Source organism: Maridesulfovibrio sp. (genome assembly GCF_965230075.1).
Classification (GTDB): domain Bacteria; phylum Desulfobacterota; class Desulfovibrionia; order Desulfovibrionales; family Desulfovibrionaceae; genus Maridesulfovibrio.
This window is the reverse complement of the sequence record NZ_OZ245945.1, coordinates 4,157,100-4,172,138: the sequence shown is the minus strand read 5'-3', so window position 1 is coordinate 4,172,138 and position 15,039 is coordinate 4,157,100. Positions and strand designations below refer to the sequence as shown.

Sequence of the window (15,039 nt, the reverse complement as noted above, 5' to 3'; positions counted from 1 at the left end):
TCATGAAAAAAGAAAAGCCCCCGGCAGGATGACCTGCGGGGGGCATAGCGGACAGGCTGTCCGATAATGTTCTTATTTAACCAGAGTCACCAGATCATAGTCAGTGACATTGTCTATCTCTGCTTCGACCATCATGCCGGGTTTCAGCTCCATGCCGTCTTCAGGAGCGCTGACGTAAGTGATGCCGTCTACCTCAGGGGCCTGAAACCAGACGCGTCCGTTGAACAGTCCGGGCCACTCGTCGTTGGGCTCTTCCACCAGCACCTGAATTGTCTCCCCGACTTTCTCTTCGAGGATTTCGCGGCTGATTTCAGACTGCACTTTCATGAGCCGCTCTCTACGTTCTTCGCGCAGTTCCTCAGGTAGCTGCTCCATTTCCCCGGCCGGGGTGCCGTCTTCCGGCTGATAGGCAAACACTCCGAGATTCTGGAACCGTGTTTCCTTCACAAAATCAACCAGCGTATTGAAGTGCTCCTTAGTTTCACCGGGGTAGCCCACAATGATGCTGGTGCGCAGTACCGCATCAGGGATGTGCTTGCGGACCCGGTCGATGACCTTGCGCGGGTCGCGGGCAAAGGGGCGTCCCATGGATGAAAGCACATCCGGGTGGGCGTGCTGGATGGGAATATCAAAATAAGGCAGCAGCGGCTTTCCGGCCTGTGCAAGGAAGGAAAGCATGGAATCGGTCAATCCTGCGGGATAGAGGTACATGAGCCGCAGCCATTCCATTCCCTTGAGCGGGAGCAGCTTTTCTATCAGTGCGCGAAGGTTTGTTTCCTTATCGTCAAGGTCTGAGCCGTAAGCCGTGGTATCCTGTCCCACAACAACCAGCTCCGGTACGCCCTGATCAAGGATGTAGCGGGCTTCCTCCACCAGTCCGTCCAGCTTGCGGCTCACATGGGGACCGCGGATGGAGGGAATGGTGCAGAATCTACAGGAGTGGGAGCAGCCTTCGCTGATCTTCAGGTAGGCGTAAGCCGGACCGGTGCTGATGGCCCTTTGCTGTACTACTGGTAATTCTTTGCTGAGGGCTTTGGCTGCAAGCGCAGGCCACTGGTCCAGCTCATGGGTGGAGAGCCAGAGATCCACTTCCGGCATCTGTTCGGTCAGTTTGCCATAACGGCTGACCAGACAGCCGGCCACAGCCAGCACCGGGCGCGGGGTCAAGTCCTTGATGGCATCGGCTGCCTCAAGGATGGTCTCCACTGACTCCTCAGTGGCAGGGCCGATGAATCCGCAGGTGTTGATCAGCACGAGGTCTGATTCTTCAGCAGTGGGAGCTGCGACCATATTGTCGCCGAATGCACCGAGCATTCTTTCTGTATCAACCCTGTTTTTGGGGCAGCCGAGGCTGATGGTATAAATTCTGGTTTTAGTCATATTCATATTTCTGATTTCGTTTGCAATGAAATTTACGGATGCTATTTTTATAGGTCAGTATTCCTTGTGCGGCAATGGTTAACCTATTCGCCTGCAAGTGCAAAGAGCTAATTAATGGCATTAGGGTTACCCATTTCAGGGAAAATAGTTTATCTTGGAAGTGCTTTTTGAACCATGGGGCCGGGACGGAGCAGTAATGCTTGAAGATTTTATTGATATAAAAAAAGACTGCATCGGGATTGTGGGGCGGTCTTTTGCAGTTTCCGCTCTTTCGTTGCTGCTGCACGAAAGCAGCCGCGATGCCGCAGGTGTAAGTATTGAAGCCGGGGTTCTCATAGATGAGTCCGGTAACCCCCTGCAGGACGGTCATGATTTTCCTCTTTATGCGGACGTGGAATCCATGCTTTCCGCTCATCCTTCCATAGATATGGTTTTCGAACTTTCCGGTGAACCGGAAATGGTCGGTAGATTGCGTGCTTCTCTGCCGCCGGAAGTTACTCTTGTGGAGCTTCCCGCAGCCCGGTTTTTCCTGCGTTTACATGCCACTGACCGTTTATGGATCGCCTGCAAGGCCAATCTCATGCAGACGCAGGCCCTGTTTAAGTCCGTGGTGGATCAGTTCCCTGAAGATATTATGATCGTTGGTTCCGATGGGCTGATTATGGATTGTAACAACCATTTTTCCGAGCGGGCCGGGAAACCAATTATTGATCTTCAAGGTGAAAATCCGCTTAAATATTACGATTCCCTGTCGTCCCTTTGTCCGCTCAAGAGTGGCTTTATAGACGTTCCTGCCATGCAGCGTCACAATGAAGAATTGATGTTTTCCGAGAGCGATGAGCTGGGCAAGATGCAATTTTATCGTCTCTATGTATATCCCATCATTGAAGAGGGCAGGGATAACGTGGTCCAGTTGGTGGTTATCTGCCGGAATATCACCGAGCGGACCATGATTGAGCAACGTTTGCAGCAGTCCGAGCGCATGGCGACTGTTGGTGAGCTTTCAGCTTATATTGCTCATGAGATCCGTAACCCACTCATGGCTATGGGTGGTTTTGCCAAGGTGTTGATTAAAAATGAGAGCATTGATTCTTCCGGGCGGGAGAAGATTCAGATCATTCTTGAAGAGGCCCAGCGACTGGACCGTTTGCTCAAGAGCATCCTTAGTTTTGTACGTTCACGAGATGTGCAGAAGAACAGCATTGACGTTAACCGGGTTGCCGCCGATGCCATGCAGCTTCTTTCCCTTGGCTGCCAGTTACAGGAAATCGAGGTGGAAATGGACCTTGATCCGTTTCAACCCTTGGGTGTCGGGGGAGTGGAGCAGGTTCGCCAGTGCCTGATTAATCTGGTCAAGAATGCCATGGAAGCCATGCCCGAAGGCGGTAGGTTGAAGATTTCCAGCGGTATAAGCGGTAAACATGTCTGGCTGGAGGTGCGCGACAGCGGGCCCGGAATTGATGACGAAATTCGTAGCCATGTCTTTGATCCTTTTTACTCCAGCAAGGTCAACGGCAACGGCCTCGGACTGCCCATGGTCAAGAAGATCATGGAAGAGTTCGGCGGAGAAGTGGAACTTGCCAGTCGCCCGGGGAAAGGAACCAGCGTAGCCCTGTTGTTGCGCAAAGCTCCGGTTGCCTAAACAAGCTCTACAGCGTATTACACTTTCAGTATATTTCATGATTGCTTCCGGCGGCTCTACGAGGTTTTGTTTTGATGCGCTGCGCGCGTTTGGATAAACTGATTTCGCCTCCGGCGGGCAAAGGGGATAATCCGCTATGCTCTCTGTATCCGTAAGACTCGAAGCAAAGCTTCTTGCCTAACGGCTATAGGCCTTTTGCAATCCTTAGTTGTTTTAGTCTGTTAGATGTTAAACTTGCGATAAATTTTTCCGGGAGATTGTTTTGAAAACAGTTGTTCTTGCCACTACAAATAAAGGCAAAATTGCTGAGTTTGATGAGCTTCTTAAAGATCTGGGTCTGGAAGTAAAAGGTCTGGATCAATTTCCTGAAATCGGGGAAATTCCCGAACCGGGTGAGACCTTTCTTGAAAATGCCATTATCAAGGCCCAGACCGTTGCTAACCTGACCGGATTGGTTGCTGTTGCCGATGATTCCGGCCTTGAAGTCGATGCTCTCGGAGGCCGTCCCGGTGTTTATTCCGCCCGTTACAGCGGTGAAGATGCCACTCCCGAAAAGAATAATGCCCTGCTGCTTAAAGAGTTGGACGGTGTGCCCGAAGAAAAGCGCACAGCCCGCTTTGTCTGTGTAATGGTAGCAGCTACCCCTGATAACATCCGCATCCAGAGCCGTGGAGAATGGGAGGGCCGTATTGCTTTTGAACTGACCGGAAAGCAGGGCTTCGGCTACGATCCTCTGTTCTTTGATCCTGAATCCGGTTGTGTGGCAGCGGAAATGACCCGCGAAGACAAGAATTCGCGTTCTCATCGCGGTAAGGCCCTGCGTGCACTTATGGAGCAATGGGCAGATTTCCAAGAAAAAATCAGCAAATAAAATTTCGTTAGAATTAAAGATGTCTCTGCACCCCAAAACAGCGAAGCTTAATAAAAGGTTTTGGGATTCTTAAACCCTTTTTCAAAAGGGTTTAAGCCGCCGGAGGCAAACTCTTTCAATAAAAAGCGCGTAGCGCATCCAATAATGGAGATCATATATGTGTGGAATCATCGGATACGCAGGGCACCGTCCTGCTGTTCCCCTTATCGTTGAAGGCCTGAGACGTCTTGAATACCGCGGTTATGATTCTGCGGGCGTTGCCACTGTGCAGAACAAGGAAATCGAACTGGTCCGTGCCGAAGGCAAACTGGCCGCCCTTGATGAAAAGCTGGCCCAGAAAAACGTAACCAACTCCACTTTCGGTGTCGGACATACCCGTTGGGCAACTCACGGTGTGCCTGTTGAACGCAACGCTCATCCCCATCTGGACTACGAAAAGAACATTGCCATGATCCATAACGGGATCATCGAGAACTATCAGGAAATCAAGACTGAACTCCTCGCCAAGGGCTACGAGTTCCGCTCCGATACTGACTCCGAAGTGCTCTGTAACCTCATTGCCGAGGGCCGTAAGCACAATCCCTCCATGCTGGAATCCATCTCATGGGCCTTGAAACAGGTTGAAGGCGCTTACGCTATTGCTGTGGTCTCTATTGATGAGCCGGGCACTGTTTATGCTGCCCGTGTTGCCAGCCCCATGGTCATGGGTGTTGGTACTGGTGAAAATTTTGTTGCTTCCGACATTCCCGCATTCCTGCCTTACACCCGCGAAGTTGTTTTCATTGAAGACGGCGAACTGGTCAAGATCACCTCCTCTTCTTGGGAAGTGTTCAATGCCGAGAGCCTTGAGCCGGTGGAAAAAGAAATCAAGACCATCAACTGGGATGTGCAGGCCGCGCAGAAGGGCGGGCACAAGCACTTCATGATCAAAGAAATTTTCGAACAGCCCAAGGTTATTTCCGATTGCTTGGCCGGACGTGTTGATCAGGCCAAGAATGAAATTGTCCTGCCGGAAGTAGAAGGTATGGAACCCCCGGAAAGGCTGCATATCATTGCCTGCGGAACCTCTTACCATGCCGGACTCTGGGGCAAATACCTCATCGAGCAGTGGGCCAAGATTCCGGTGGAAGTGGAGATTGCCTCCGAGTTCCGTTACCGCGACCCCCTGCTTGCCAAGGGCGGCGTGGCGCTGGCAATCAGCCAGTCCGGTGAAACTGCGGACACTCTTGCCGGAATCAAGCTGGCTAAGGAGAAAGGGCTGTCCATTATCGGTCTGTGTAACGTTGTAGGTTCCAGCGTAGCCCGCGAATCTGATTACGTTATGTACACTCAGGCCGGACCGGAAATCAGTGTGGCTTCCACCAAGGCCATGTGTAGTCAGCTAACAGCACTTCTGCTGCTGGCCCTTTACTGGGGTAAGAAAAAGGGCGTGATTGATGCCACTACCTACAGCCGTGCGGCTCAGGATATGCGCAGCATCCCGTCAATCCTTGAAACAGCCCTGCCGGCCATGCGCAGTCGTGCTCAGGAATTGAGCCGTGAGTATTCCGAAGCCAACAGCTTCTTCTTCCTTGGTCGCGGACTCTATTTCCCGCTGGCCCTTGAAGGCGCGCTCAAGCTTAAGGAAATTTCCTATATCCACGCTGAAGGTTATGCTTCCGGCGAGATGAAGCACGGTCCCATCGCACTCATCGACCCCAAGTTCCCCTCCTTTGCCATGGCCCTCAATGATGAACTTTTCCCCAAGGTAAAATCTAACCTCGTGGAAGTTCAGGCCCGTGGCGGCGAAATCATTGCCCTGACCAACCCCGGCGTTGATCTCGACGTGGAACACAGCTGGTCCCTACCCGAAGTATGGGGGCCGCTGAACACTTTCATCGCCCTTCCGGCGCTGCAGCTCTTTGCTTACGAAACTGCCGATTACCTTGGTAAGGACGTCGACCAGCCCAGGAACTTAGCTAAGAGTGTTACGGTGGAATAATGCAGGGACTTGAGCTTTCAAGAGAATTCTACCGCCGCTGTGCGGCTCCTATGATGGAAAAAACCATGCCGGATGTTTTTGAACATCTGGCCGTGGGGCTGGTAGGTGAGGGGTCCGAGTGTTTCGGCTTTGATGACGAACATTCTCGGGACCATGACTGGGGGCCGGCTTTTTGTTTCTGGTGCCCGGATGATAAACTGGAAGCACTGCGTGGACGGCTGGAAGGTGTTTTAAATTTCCTGCCTGAGACCTTTGAGGGCGTCCCCAGCCGTATGGTTCCTGAGAAGAGGATCGGACGTTGCGGTTTGTTTGGCATCGGTGAATTTTATAGCAAATTTACCCGTTACAAGCGTCCTCCGCAGAGTGTGGAGGAATGGTTCGCAATCCCAGAGCATTTTCTGGCTACCTGCACTAATGGTGAGGTTTTCCGCGATGATTGCGGCGAGTTTTCCGCCTACCGCCAGACTTTGTTGGATTACTACCCCGAAGATGTGCGCTTGAAGAAGATTGCCGCACGTTGCGGAACAATGGCCCAGAGCGGACAGTACAACCTCTTGCGTACTGCCAAGCGCGGTGATGCGGTTGCAGCTTTGCAGGCTCTTTCCAAGTTTGTGGAAGCTGCTCTTTCTCTGCAGTTCCTGCTGAGTAAAAAGTATATGCCGTTCTACAAATGGTCCTTCCGGGCCTGTCAGGAGCTTCCTACTGCCCAGCGCGTGCTGGCAAAGCTGAAGATCTTGATGGATTCATACAACGCCGCCGGTGCCAACGACCCCAAGGTTCTGGAAGTCAATATTGAAGCTGTCTGCGTGGAATGCGTGGCCCAGCTTCGTCAGGCTGGGCTTTCCTTTGCCGATGGCGATTGGCTCATGAGTCATGCGGAATATATTCAGTCCCGTATCGGCGTTGATAGTATGCGTAATCTTCCGGTTTTGATAGGTTAAGAATTTTAAAAATATATGTGAATAAGAAACCCCCGCTGTGCGTGAGCACGGCGGGGGTTATTTGTAACTGCTTTACAGTATTTCCCAAGGTGAACTCAGTCCAGTATACCACTTTAGTATTCATGTATTTTTTAATTTCTGCTCTTTAAAGAAAAAATGCTTTGTAAGGATTTTTATTGCCTTGTTTGCACGGTATGCAGCCATGGTGGGGTATAAATTTAGCTAATTGACATTGATATTCATTTTCGATAGATGCGGAGCTGGAGATATTATGAAAGAAGCGAAACAGTTTTCAGCGCACGGCCACTCCGGGATAAAGATGAATCAATCCCGGAATATGCATACTTCTTTGCCTTCAGGTATTTCCGTTTCCATTGATAGTTTCTCCGTAACTGAAAGTTTCAGAACTGATTTCGAGATTGAAAGCTCCCCTTTAGTTTTTGGGTATCAGATCTCTGGGTCTACAAGATCAGTATTTAAAGATGGCGGTGCCATAGACAGTCTGGAGTTTACAGCGGGAAATAATGCAATCGGATTTTATCCTGAAACTCGTGGGGTTCTTGAATATTTAGAAAATTCGGAGCATTGCTCGGTTTCGCTTTTTGCCCCCCCGGAAATACTATTACGGTACATAGAGAGTGGGGCTTGCAATGTCCCTGTGCAGATAAAGAATTATATCAATCAGAAAAACAGTTATCCGTTTATGCAGCGGGGTCAGGAGTCTCCAACTAAAACAATGCTCCTGCATCGTTTGTTGAACAGACAAGAATTAGAGTCCTTCAGTTCATTGTTTATTGAATCCATTTGCCTTGAACTTATAGCTGTGCAACTCGCAGAATGGGAGCAGAGTTGCCGGAGCAAAGGTGCCTGCGCCCAGTGCAGTCTGTCTCCTTCAGATGTTGAGAAGATTTATGCCGCGCGTGACACTTTAGTTCGCAGTTTGGAAGACCCGCCGGGTCTTATTGCTTTGGCTCATTCTGTAGGGTTGAATGATTTCAAATTGAAACGCGGTTTCCGGGCTGTGTTCGGTACCACTGTATTTGGATATTTCCGGGACTATAGGTTGGACAAGGCCCGCAATTATTTGGAGCAGGGGGACCTTAACGTTACCGAAGTTGCCGGTATGATCGGGTACTCAAATCTTGGACATTTCAGCAAAGCTTTCTATGATCGTTTCGGGGTCAAGCCCAGTGAATACCGGTTGAGTAAGCGGCGAAGAATCAGCCGTTCATAATCCGGAATAATTTTCAGCCCTCGTAAAAATACGGGGGCTGTTCTATTTTTTGATTCCTGTTTTCAACAAATCCGCGCGAGGACGATGCTTATCCGTTTGTGAGCAGATGTGCTGTCTTCTAATCGATAGAGAATATCAACAAGACACATTAATCACAAATACAGGAGATAAGGAAATGAGGAATGGTGTGTTATGCAGGCAGGTTTCACTGTTTGCAGCCATATTATTATTTACATGGGTATCGTCAGCCCATGCAGAACATGGCAGATCTGTGCAGTTAGATGCTGTCACTGTAACGGCCCAGAAAAAGGAAGAGAATGTTCAGGATATCCCCAGCAGTATCTCGGTTATTCCTGCAACTGAAGTCGAGGATGCCCGGCTGTTGTCTATAAAAGATCTGACTGACCGCATTCCGAACATGAGTATTTTTTCGCCCGGAATGGATATGATCAACCTTACAACCATCCGTGGTGCCACCTCTGATCCGCATAACAATATTTCTGCTGTCGCGCTTTATATCGACGGGATTCCGGTTACATCAAACCTCGGTTATGTTGCGCAGCTTTATGACATTGAACGAGTTGAAGTTTTAAGGGGGCCTCAGGGAACACTCTACGGCCGAAACTCGGAAGGCGGGGTTATTAACATCGTTACCCGCAAACCCGATGATTCACTCAAAGCTAAGGCCACACTGGAAGGAGGAACCCGTGAGATGGCTCGCGTGCAGGCGGCCTTATCCGGTCCACTGCTGGAAGATACGCTTTACTTAGGTGGGGCAGGACAGATCTATCAGAAGAACGGCTGGGTAAAGAATATAAATGATGGCGAAGAGATCGATGACAAGAAAAACTATTCCGGACAGGCGACCATGCGCTATACCCCGACCAAGGATCTTGAAATGAGCCTGTTCGCATCCATGCAAAAGTTCGATGAAGGTACGTTTGGCATGTATCCGTACCCCACCGACACTCCCAGACAGGTCGATACTGATACTCCGGGATACAACAGAAGTGCCATTGATCAGCAGGCACTGACGGTCAATTACGATCTTAATGATGCGTGGAAGCTTACTTCTGTTACCAGCAGGCGTTATACCGACGCGGATTATCTCATCGACTACGACTTTTCGACCATGCCGATGCAGGAAACCTATAAAAATGACAAGTATCTAGATTTGAGTCAGGAGATACGCGCCAACTACGAATCGGATAATTTTTCCATGGTTCTCGGTGTCATGGGAGATTATTACGACCGTAAGGTGCAGTATCAGATGCCTAACCTGAACATGGCCCATTATGCAAAGGATGAGACTTGCACCTATGCTTCTTTCGGGCAACTTACTATCCCCTTTGCGGAACGCTGGGCTTTCACTGCCGGGATGCGCGTCGATTACTATACTACGGATTTTAAAGATATCATCGGCTACAAAGATTCAGATTCATGGTTCACCTATTCCCCCAAAGTGGCTCTGGAATATTCTTTAACCGACACCAACAATCTTTATACAAGCCTTTCCCGCGGGTTCAGGGCTGCCGGATATAATGCCTACACCCCGCCAAACGGGAAAAATAAGTTTGATGAGGAAAGCATCTGGTCTCTGGAGTTTGGTTCAAAGAATACCTTTTTGGACGGAACTGCAAAATTAAACGCAGCAGTGTTCATCAACAGAAAGATCGACACCCAGATTGAGCAGTATGTACAAACTGGCGGACCGCCAATGCCTTGTATTGATAACGTTGGTGATACCACTGCTTACGGTGCCGAACTGGAAGGTTCATATGAACTCATGCACGGTTGGGAAGCATTCGGATCATTCGGTTATACTTACGTGCGTTTTGGTGATTTTACTGATGCCTTGGGTGATCACAAAGGGAATAGGCTCCCCTATGTTCCGGACTACACATACTCTTTGGGTAGCCAGTACCGGCACGACAGCGGTTTCATGATTCGTGTGAAGTTGTCGGGGCTTCCAAAGTCTATCTGGACAGCCAGAACAATGGCTATATCCCGTCTTACGCCACAGTGAACGCTAAAACCGGGTGGGAGTTTGAAAAAACTGATGTCTACTTGTTCGTGGACAACCTGTTTAATGAACACCACGACTATAAAGGTGCCTTCGGTGGAGCCTACGGTGTGGCAACACCGGGATTTTCTACCGGGATCAGTCTAACTCATCGATTTTAAATTATTCTCATTACATCAACCACGGGGATTCCGGCCAAGGCTGGAATCCCGCTTATATAAGGGGCAATGTATGCGACATTCTCTTCACTCTGAAGGCGCATTTTCAACACCTAGCGCTGAGCCGGATTTCATGTTTCAACTACAGACCGGATATTATGCTTACATCGCTTTCAAGTCCGCTTTGGATAACGGCATATTTGAAAAATTGGAGAAATCTAGAACTCTTAAAGAGATAGCAGAAGTCATAGATAAATCAGAGGATAGCGTAGAACGGCTGTTGAACGTATTGATATGTATGGGCTTGGTTGAGTACGACGAAAATGGATATTGTAACAGCGCTTACGCTACCAAGTACTGTGTTTTGTCCAGCGACTCGTATTTGGGCGGGGTGTTTCAATTCAGTCATGATATTTTCGGAGAAGTCTTTTCCAGACAAAGTGGTTCACTTAGTCCCGTCTCGTGCGAGCAGCCTTCTGACGAATCAATTTTTGCTGCCGGAGTTGCCGCTGGAGTGGATTTTGTAAAAGCCGGGGCTGTACAGCAAAATGCCGAATTAATAACAACTCAGCCTTTTTTTTCACAGGCGCAGTCAATGCTTGATGTGGGCTGCGGCTCTGCATTGCTCAGCCTTGAGTTGTTGAAAAAGCACTCGACTCTGGAGCTCACTCTTCTCGACCTGCCCCCGGTTATTCAGGAGACTAGAAAAATAGCTCAAAAGCACGAAAGTACGCATCGTATTTCTTGCGTAGAAGCCAATGCTTTTACTGACAAGATTGCGGGGATATACGATATTATCTTTGTATCTGATGCCCTTTACGGGGCTGAAGATCTGCAAAAGATAGTAGAGAAGTTAAAAAAAACGCTCAACAAAGGGGGAACACTGATCCTGCGGCATATGGAAATTCCTGAGCAAAAAGAATCTGCCCTGCACTGCGCCTTACTGCGGCTCGGGGGTACATTAATTGATATGCCGGGGTATATTTTCCCCACAGATGCTCTTCTCAATGCTTTGAAGGCTGTCGGTTTTCAGCAAATCCAAAGTTGTCCTTTTAAGTATCTTCAGCATAGCTATGTGACATATATCGCCTCAGCTCAGTAACCAGTTCAAGTTTGGTGATGAGGGCTTAACATTAGCCCTCTTCTTCCATTCGTTTCAATTTCTCACGCAGGGTCTTGCGGTTGATGCCGAGGATTTCAGCAGCCCGGGTCTTGTTGTTGCGGGTCATGGCCAGCACATTTTTGATATGCTCTCGTTCAACATCGGCAAGGAACGATCCACCCGCCCTTCCACCGGGAGGCTGAAACGCATGTTGTCTGGCAGATCGGTAACTTCGATGGGATCGTGATCCACAATGACCACTAGCCGCTGGATGAGGTTTTCCAGTTCACGCACGTTTCCGGGCCATGAATAATTGCGCAGGGCCTGCAAAGCTTCGCCGGTCATGCGCGGGGTGGCCCGTTGCATGGCTTTGGAAAAACGGTCCAGAAAACTGCTGATCATGATCAGGATGTCATCCCCGCGTTCGGCAAGGGAAGGAACCGGGATATCCACCACGTTGAGGCGGTAATAAAGGTCTTCACGGAAAGATCCGTCGTCTACCAGCCTCTTGAGATTTTTATGGGTCGCAGCCAGCACACGAGTGTCCACGGTATTGACCACGCTTGAACCTACTTTGCAGAATTCCTTGGATTGCAGCACGCGCAGTAGTTTGGCCTGCATGTTTGGGCTGGCATCGCCTATTTCATCAAGAAAAATGGTCCCGCCGTTGGCAATTTCAAAAAAACCGGCCCGACCTTCCTTGGCTCCGGTGAATGCTCCTTTAACATGTCCGAAAAGTTCACTTTCCACCAATGAATCCGGGATGGCTGCACAGTTTACAGGCACGAAGGGCGCAGCCCTGCGGTCACTGTGGTAGTGCACGGCCCTTGCCACCAGCTCCTTACCTGTTCCGGAATCACCGGAAATAAGCACATTGGCATTGGTGGCTGCGGCCTTACCGATCCTTCTGAACACCAGTTGCATCTGCGGGGAATTTCCGTAGATGCCGAAATTTTCATCCGGTTGTTCTGCAGGCTCGGCAGCTTTGCGTCTGTTGATCCGCTCACTGATCCGGTCCATGGCCGAAAGCAACTCTTCGGAAGTAAACGGCTTGGGCAGATATTCCCCGGCCCCGTCCTTGATGGCATCCACAGCTCCGGAAATGGACGGATAGCCGGTGATCATCATTATCTCCACATCGCGGTGGTTTTCGCGCACGTGGCGGATCAGTTCCAATCCGGTGGCCTGCGGCATCTTGTAATCGGTGATGACAACATCAAAATTGTATTCTTCCAGCAGCGGCAGGGCTTCATCCACCCGCAATGCGGTAAGCACCTCGTAACCGCTGGATTCAAGGTTTCTTTTGAGCACTTCAAGGGTGCTTTTACTGTCATCAACAGCCAGAATCTTAATCTTTCCAGTCATTATTAATCCGTTGAATCTTTCTGCTGGCAAGGAAGCACTATTTCAAAACATGTTCCCTCGCCCAGTTCGCTGTGTACCTGAATAAAACCCTTATGTGCTTTCACAATCCCCAGAACTACAGACAGCCCTAACCCGGTCCCTTTGTCCACATCCTTGGTAGTGTAAAATGGATTGAAAATCTGCTTGAGTTCGCCTTCGGGAATTCCCGGACCATTATCTTCCACTATGATATAGGCATCATTATCATCACTGAGGGTTTTGATGCGTAGGGTGCCGCCGTAGTCCATGGCCTGAATTGCATTGGCAGCAAGGTTGACGATAACCTGCTTGATATGCTGCGGATCAGCCGGAACCAGAGGCAGTTCAGCTTCGAAGTCGCATTTGACTTCTATGTTGTGCCGCTTGGAAGCGGTTTCGGTGATGCGCAAGGCCTCGGCAATGGTTTTATTAATATCCGTGGGGATAAATTGCGGAGGCAACTGCCTGCTGAAAAACATCAGTTTTTTGATAATCTCCCGCGCGTGCAAAGATGAATCCACAATAATTCCCAGATCCATGCGCACCTGCTCCGGCAATTCCGGAGTCTGTAAGGCTAGCTGGGCGTAACCGAGGATATTGGAGAGCGGCTCGTTGATTTCATGGGCCACCCCGGCGGAGAACTGCCCGATCTTGGCCAGCCGGTCAGCCTGACGCAGCTGCTGCTCCAATTCTATTTTGGCAGACTTTATCTCTTTTTTAGCCACAATAATAGCTATCTGCTGGGCTGCTGTCATGAGCAGGTCTTTTTCATCATCGATGAACACAGGACTGCCGTCGTTTCTTTCGACCTCGACAGCAACAGTTATGGTTCCCCGGATATCCCGGTGGGCATCCACGGCCTCCACAATAAAATTATCCGTTTTCCTGTATCCCGGAGTCTCCCAGCTTAAATTTCCGATACGCAGCCGGACATGGGTCTTTTCCGGTCTTTGAAATCCGGAAGGCATCATCTGGACAATGCGTTCCATGGTTTCCTTCAGGTCAAGGTCCAGATCACCGCCCAGCTTGGAAATTTCAAAAAGACAGTTCAGTTCCTTGTTGCGTTCAATGAGGGTAAACCGCTCATGAAGCAGACCTTTCTGGCGCTGCATATGGCTGGTTACATCCTGACCGACACAAAGAATGCTGACTACATTGGACTTGGAGTCCGTGAGCTGCTTAATGTTCCAGTCTATATAAATTTTATTGCCGCCCCGGGTGCGGATATTGCCGGAAATTTTTGAAATCCTGTTTTCTTTTGCTTTGTTGAAGACATCCCTTCTGGCGTCTTCCCGCTCATCTCTGGCAATGAATGTCTCAAACCAGTCCTTTCCGGCCAGTTCTTTCATGCTGTATCCGGTGAGATCCTCCAGCCAGTTGTTGCCGTGGATGATTTCCCCGTTCAAGTCCAAAGTGACCACGATTCCGTGGCTGAGCTGCATTATGGTGTCGTAATATTCTTGAAGATTCATTGTAGTACCCTTATCTTAAAGAATAGTGGGAAATCTGGTCCGAGTAAACCGTTTCCACAATAATTGAACCATTGTAAGGCAGCATTAAAGACTGTTTTGAAGCACGGCCCGGCACTGGAGGTAGCCGGACCGTGCAAGCCGCTCAATGCATCAGGTAAACGCATTTAATGGCCGAGATTTAAGCCCCATCCTTCGAATACAAAGAGGATGGCGAAGCCGTACCACAAGGTGTAAACCACGTAGAATACCAGCGAGAATATGACCAGCCAAAGCTCATCCATGATATTCAGCGGTTCGATTTCATAGTAATTGTATGCGGTTTCCACACCCTTCTTCATGACAGAAGAAGAGACCTTGGCAATTTTGAACTCACTCTGGTCGTTGAGTTCCTTTTCCATGAGTTCCAGACTGGTCCACCAGTTGAAGGTGGCCCGGCGCGGTTCTACGTCATACTTGGCAGAAACATCCTCGCCCTTGTTGTGATACATGAGGTCTGCATCATCAAGGCAGCTGTTGAGGATAGTTGTGATGGAACCGCTGACAGCAAGCTCTTTGCCGTTCAAGGCAGTCTGCGCCCCGGCGGTTTCGAACAGCTTTGCGGACTGTTCGGCCTGTACCGCAGTGGAATAGGTCAGCTTCAGATTCACTTCCTTGCCGTTGATGGATTTCACATTCTCACGCAGGTCAGGAATATAATTCACTGATCCCTTGGAGATGGAGTTGTACATGGCATCAAGGTATGCCATGGCATTTTTACCCTCGAACATGGGCTGAAACATGATGGCCAGCACCGCAAAGAAGAGAGCGAGCAGAGCGAAACCGCCGGTAAATTCTTTTTTGTTGACGATCATT

At 49.6% G+C, this 15,039-nt stretch carries 12 protein-coding genes; 7 read left to right on the top strand and 5 right to left on the bottom strand.

The features are described 5' to 3' along the window. Positions 1 to 72: 72 nt before the first annotated feature. Positions 73 to 1,386, bottom strand: coding sequence for a 30S ribosomal protein S12 methylthiotransferase RimO (gene rimO, locus ACO05Z_RS18805; protein WP_421903726.1), 1,314 nt, complete (start codon positions 1,384 to 1,386; stop codon positions 73 to 75). A 190-nt stretch (positions 1,387 to 1,576) separates the two neighbouring features. Here rimO and ACO05Z_RS18800 point away from each other — a divergent pair, with 190 nt between their 5' ends. From ACO05Z_RS18800 to ACO05Z_RS18770, 7 genes are all read left to right on the top strand, one after another. Then, positions 1,577 to 3,022, top strand: a complete 1,446-nt coding sequence (locus tag ACO05Z_RS18800; protein ID WP_421903725.1) for a two-component system sensor histidine kinase NtrB — start codon at positions 1,577 to 1,579, stop codon at positions 3,020 to 3,022. A 256-nt stretch (positions 3,023 to 3,278) separates the two neighbouring features. Beyond that, complete coding sequence (locus ACO05Z_RS18795; RefSeq protein WP_421904201.1) at positions 3,279 to 3,893, top strand: XTP/dITP diphosphatase; 615 nt, start codon at positions 3,279 to 3,281, stop codon at positions 3,891 to 3,893. 157 nt (positions 3,894 to 4,050) lie between these two features. Beyond that, positions 4,051 to 5,874, top strand: a complete 1,824-nt coding sequence (gene glmS / locus ACO05Z_RS18790; RefSeq protein WP_421903724.1) for a glutamine--fructose-6-phosphate transaminase (isomerizing) — start codon at positions 4,051 to 4,053, stop codon at positions 5,872 to 5,874. Next, positions 5,874 to 6,815: a DUF4037 domain-containing protein gene (locus ACO05Z_RS18785; RefSeq protein WP_421903723.1), complete on the top strand. Its 942-nt coding sequence runs from the start codon at positions 5,874 to 5,876 to the stop codon at positions 6,813 to 6,815. The genes glmS and ACO05Z_RS18785 overlap by 1 nt, the downstream gene beginning before the upstream one ends. A 271-nt stretch (positions 6,816 to 7,086) precedes the next feature. Next, the gene (locus ACO05Z_RS18780; RefSeq protein WP_421903722.1) at positions 7,087 to 8,049 is read left to right on the top strand and encodes a helix-turn-helix domain-containing protein; all 963 of its coding nucleotides are present in this window, start codon (positions 7,087 to 7,089) and stop codon (positions 8,047 to 8,049) included. Positions 8,050 to 8,224: 175 nt separating this feature from the next. Continuing rightward, positions 8,225 to 10,075: a TonB-dependent receptor gene (locus ACO05Z_RS18775; protein WP_421903721.1), complete on the top strand. Its 1,851-nt coding sequence runs from the start codon at positions 8,225 to 8,227 to the stop codon at positions 10,073 to 10,075. A gap of 228 nt (positions 10,076 to 10,303) precedes the next feature. Further along, positions 10,304 to 11,332 (top strand): methyltransferase, encoded by a 1,029-nt coding sequence (locus ACO05Z_RS18770; protein ID WP_421903720.1) that lies wholly within the window; start codon positions 10,304 to 10,306, stop codon positions 11,330 to 11,332. Between the two features lie 31 nt (positions 11,333 to 11,363). Here ACO05Z_RS18770 and ACO05Z_RS18765 read toward each other — a convergent pair whose 3' ends face one another. The 4 genes from ACO05Z_RS18765 to ACO05Z_RS18750 all read right to left on the bottom strand — a co-directional run bounded on the left by ACO05Z_RS18765 (position 11,364) and on the right by ACO05Z_RS18750 (position 15,038). Then, positions 11,364 to 11,459: a helix-turn-helix domain-containing protein gene (locus ACO05Z_RS18765; protein ID WP_421903719.1), complete on the bottom strand. Its 96-nt coding sequence runs from the start codon at positions 11,457 to 11,459 to the stop codon at positions 11,364 to 11,366. After that, entirely contained in the window at positions 11,456 to 12,697 is a 1,242-nt protein-coding gene (locus tag ACO05Z_RS18760) for a sigma-54-dependent transcriptional regulator (RefSeq protein ID WP_421903718.1), read from the bottom strand. The genes ACO05Z_RS18765 and ACO05Z_RS18760 overlap by 4 nt, the downstream gene beginning before the upstream one ends. A 2-nt stretch (positions 12,698 to 12,699) precedes the next feature. Beyond that, positions 12,700 to 14,187, bottom strand: coding sequence for an ATP-binding protein (locus ACO05Z_RS18755; RefSeq protein ID WP_421903717.1), 1,488 nt, complete (start codon positions 14,185 to 14,187; stop codon positions 12,700 to 12,702). Between the two features lie 164 nt (positions 14,188 to 14,351). Beyond that, a complete protein-coding gene (locus ACO05Z_RS18750) occupies positions 14,352 to 15,038 on the bottom strand; it encodes a hypothetical protein (RefSeq protein ID WP_421903716.1) in 687 nt (228 codons plus the stop codon). Position 15,039: the final 1 nt, after the last annotated feature.

What these genes read in the sequence shown, in the direction of transcription:
- rimO (WP_421903726.1), bottom strand. Translation starts at nt 1,386, where the DNA reads ATGAATATGACTAAAACCAGAATTTATACCATCAGCCTCGGCTGCCCC.
- ACO05Z_RS18800 (WP_421903725.1), top strand. Translation starts at nt 1,577, where the DNA reads ATGCTTGAAGATTTTATTGATATAAAAAAAGACTGCATCGGGATTGTG.
- glmS (WP_421903724.1), top strand. Translation starts at nt 4,051, where the DNA reads ATGTGTGGAATCATCGGATACGCAGGGCACCGTCCTGCTGTTCCCCTT.
- ACO05Z_RS18785 (WP_421903723.1), top strand. Translation starts at nt 5,874, where the DNA reads ATGCAGGGACTTGAGCTTTCAAGAGAATTCTACCGCCGCTGTGCGGCT.
- ACO05Z_RS18780 (WP_421903722.1), top strand. Translation starts at nt 7,087, where the DNA reads ATGAAAGAAGCGAAACAGTTTTCAGCGCACGGCCACTCCGGGATAAAG.
- ACO05Z_RS18775 (WP_421903721.1), top strand. Translation starts at nt 8,225, where the DNA reads ATGAGGAATGGTGTGTTATGCAGGCAGGTTTCACTGTTTGCAGCCATA.
- ACO05Z_RS18770 (WP_421903720.1), top strand. Translation starts at nt 10,304, where the DNA reads ATGCGACATTCTCTTCACTCTGAAGGCGCATTTTCAACACCTAGCGCT.
- ACO05Z_RS18765 (WP_421903719.1), bottom strand. Translation starts at nt 11,459, where the DNA reads ATGACCCGCAACAACAAGACCCGGGCTGCTGAAATCCTCGGCATCAAC.
- ACO05Z_RS18760 (WP_421903718.1), bottom strand. Translation starts at nt 12,697, where the DNA reads ATGACTGGAAAGATTAAGATTCTGGCTGTTGATGACAGTAAAAGCACC.
- ACO05Z_RS18755 (WP_421903717.1), bottom strand. Translation starts at nt 14,187, where the DNA reads ATGAATCTTCAAGAATATTACGACACCATAATGCAGCTCAGCCACGGA.
- ACO05Z_RS18750 (WP_421903716.1), bottom strand. Translation starts at nt 15,038, where the DNA reads ATGATCGTCAACAAAAAAGAATTTACCGGCGGTTTCGCTCTGCTCGCT.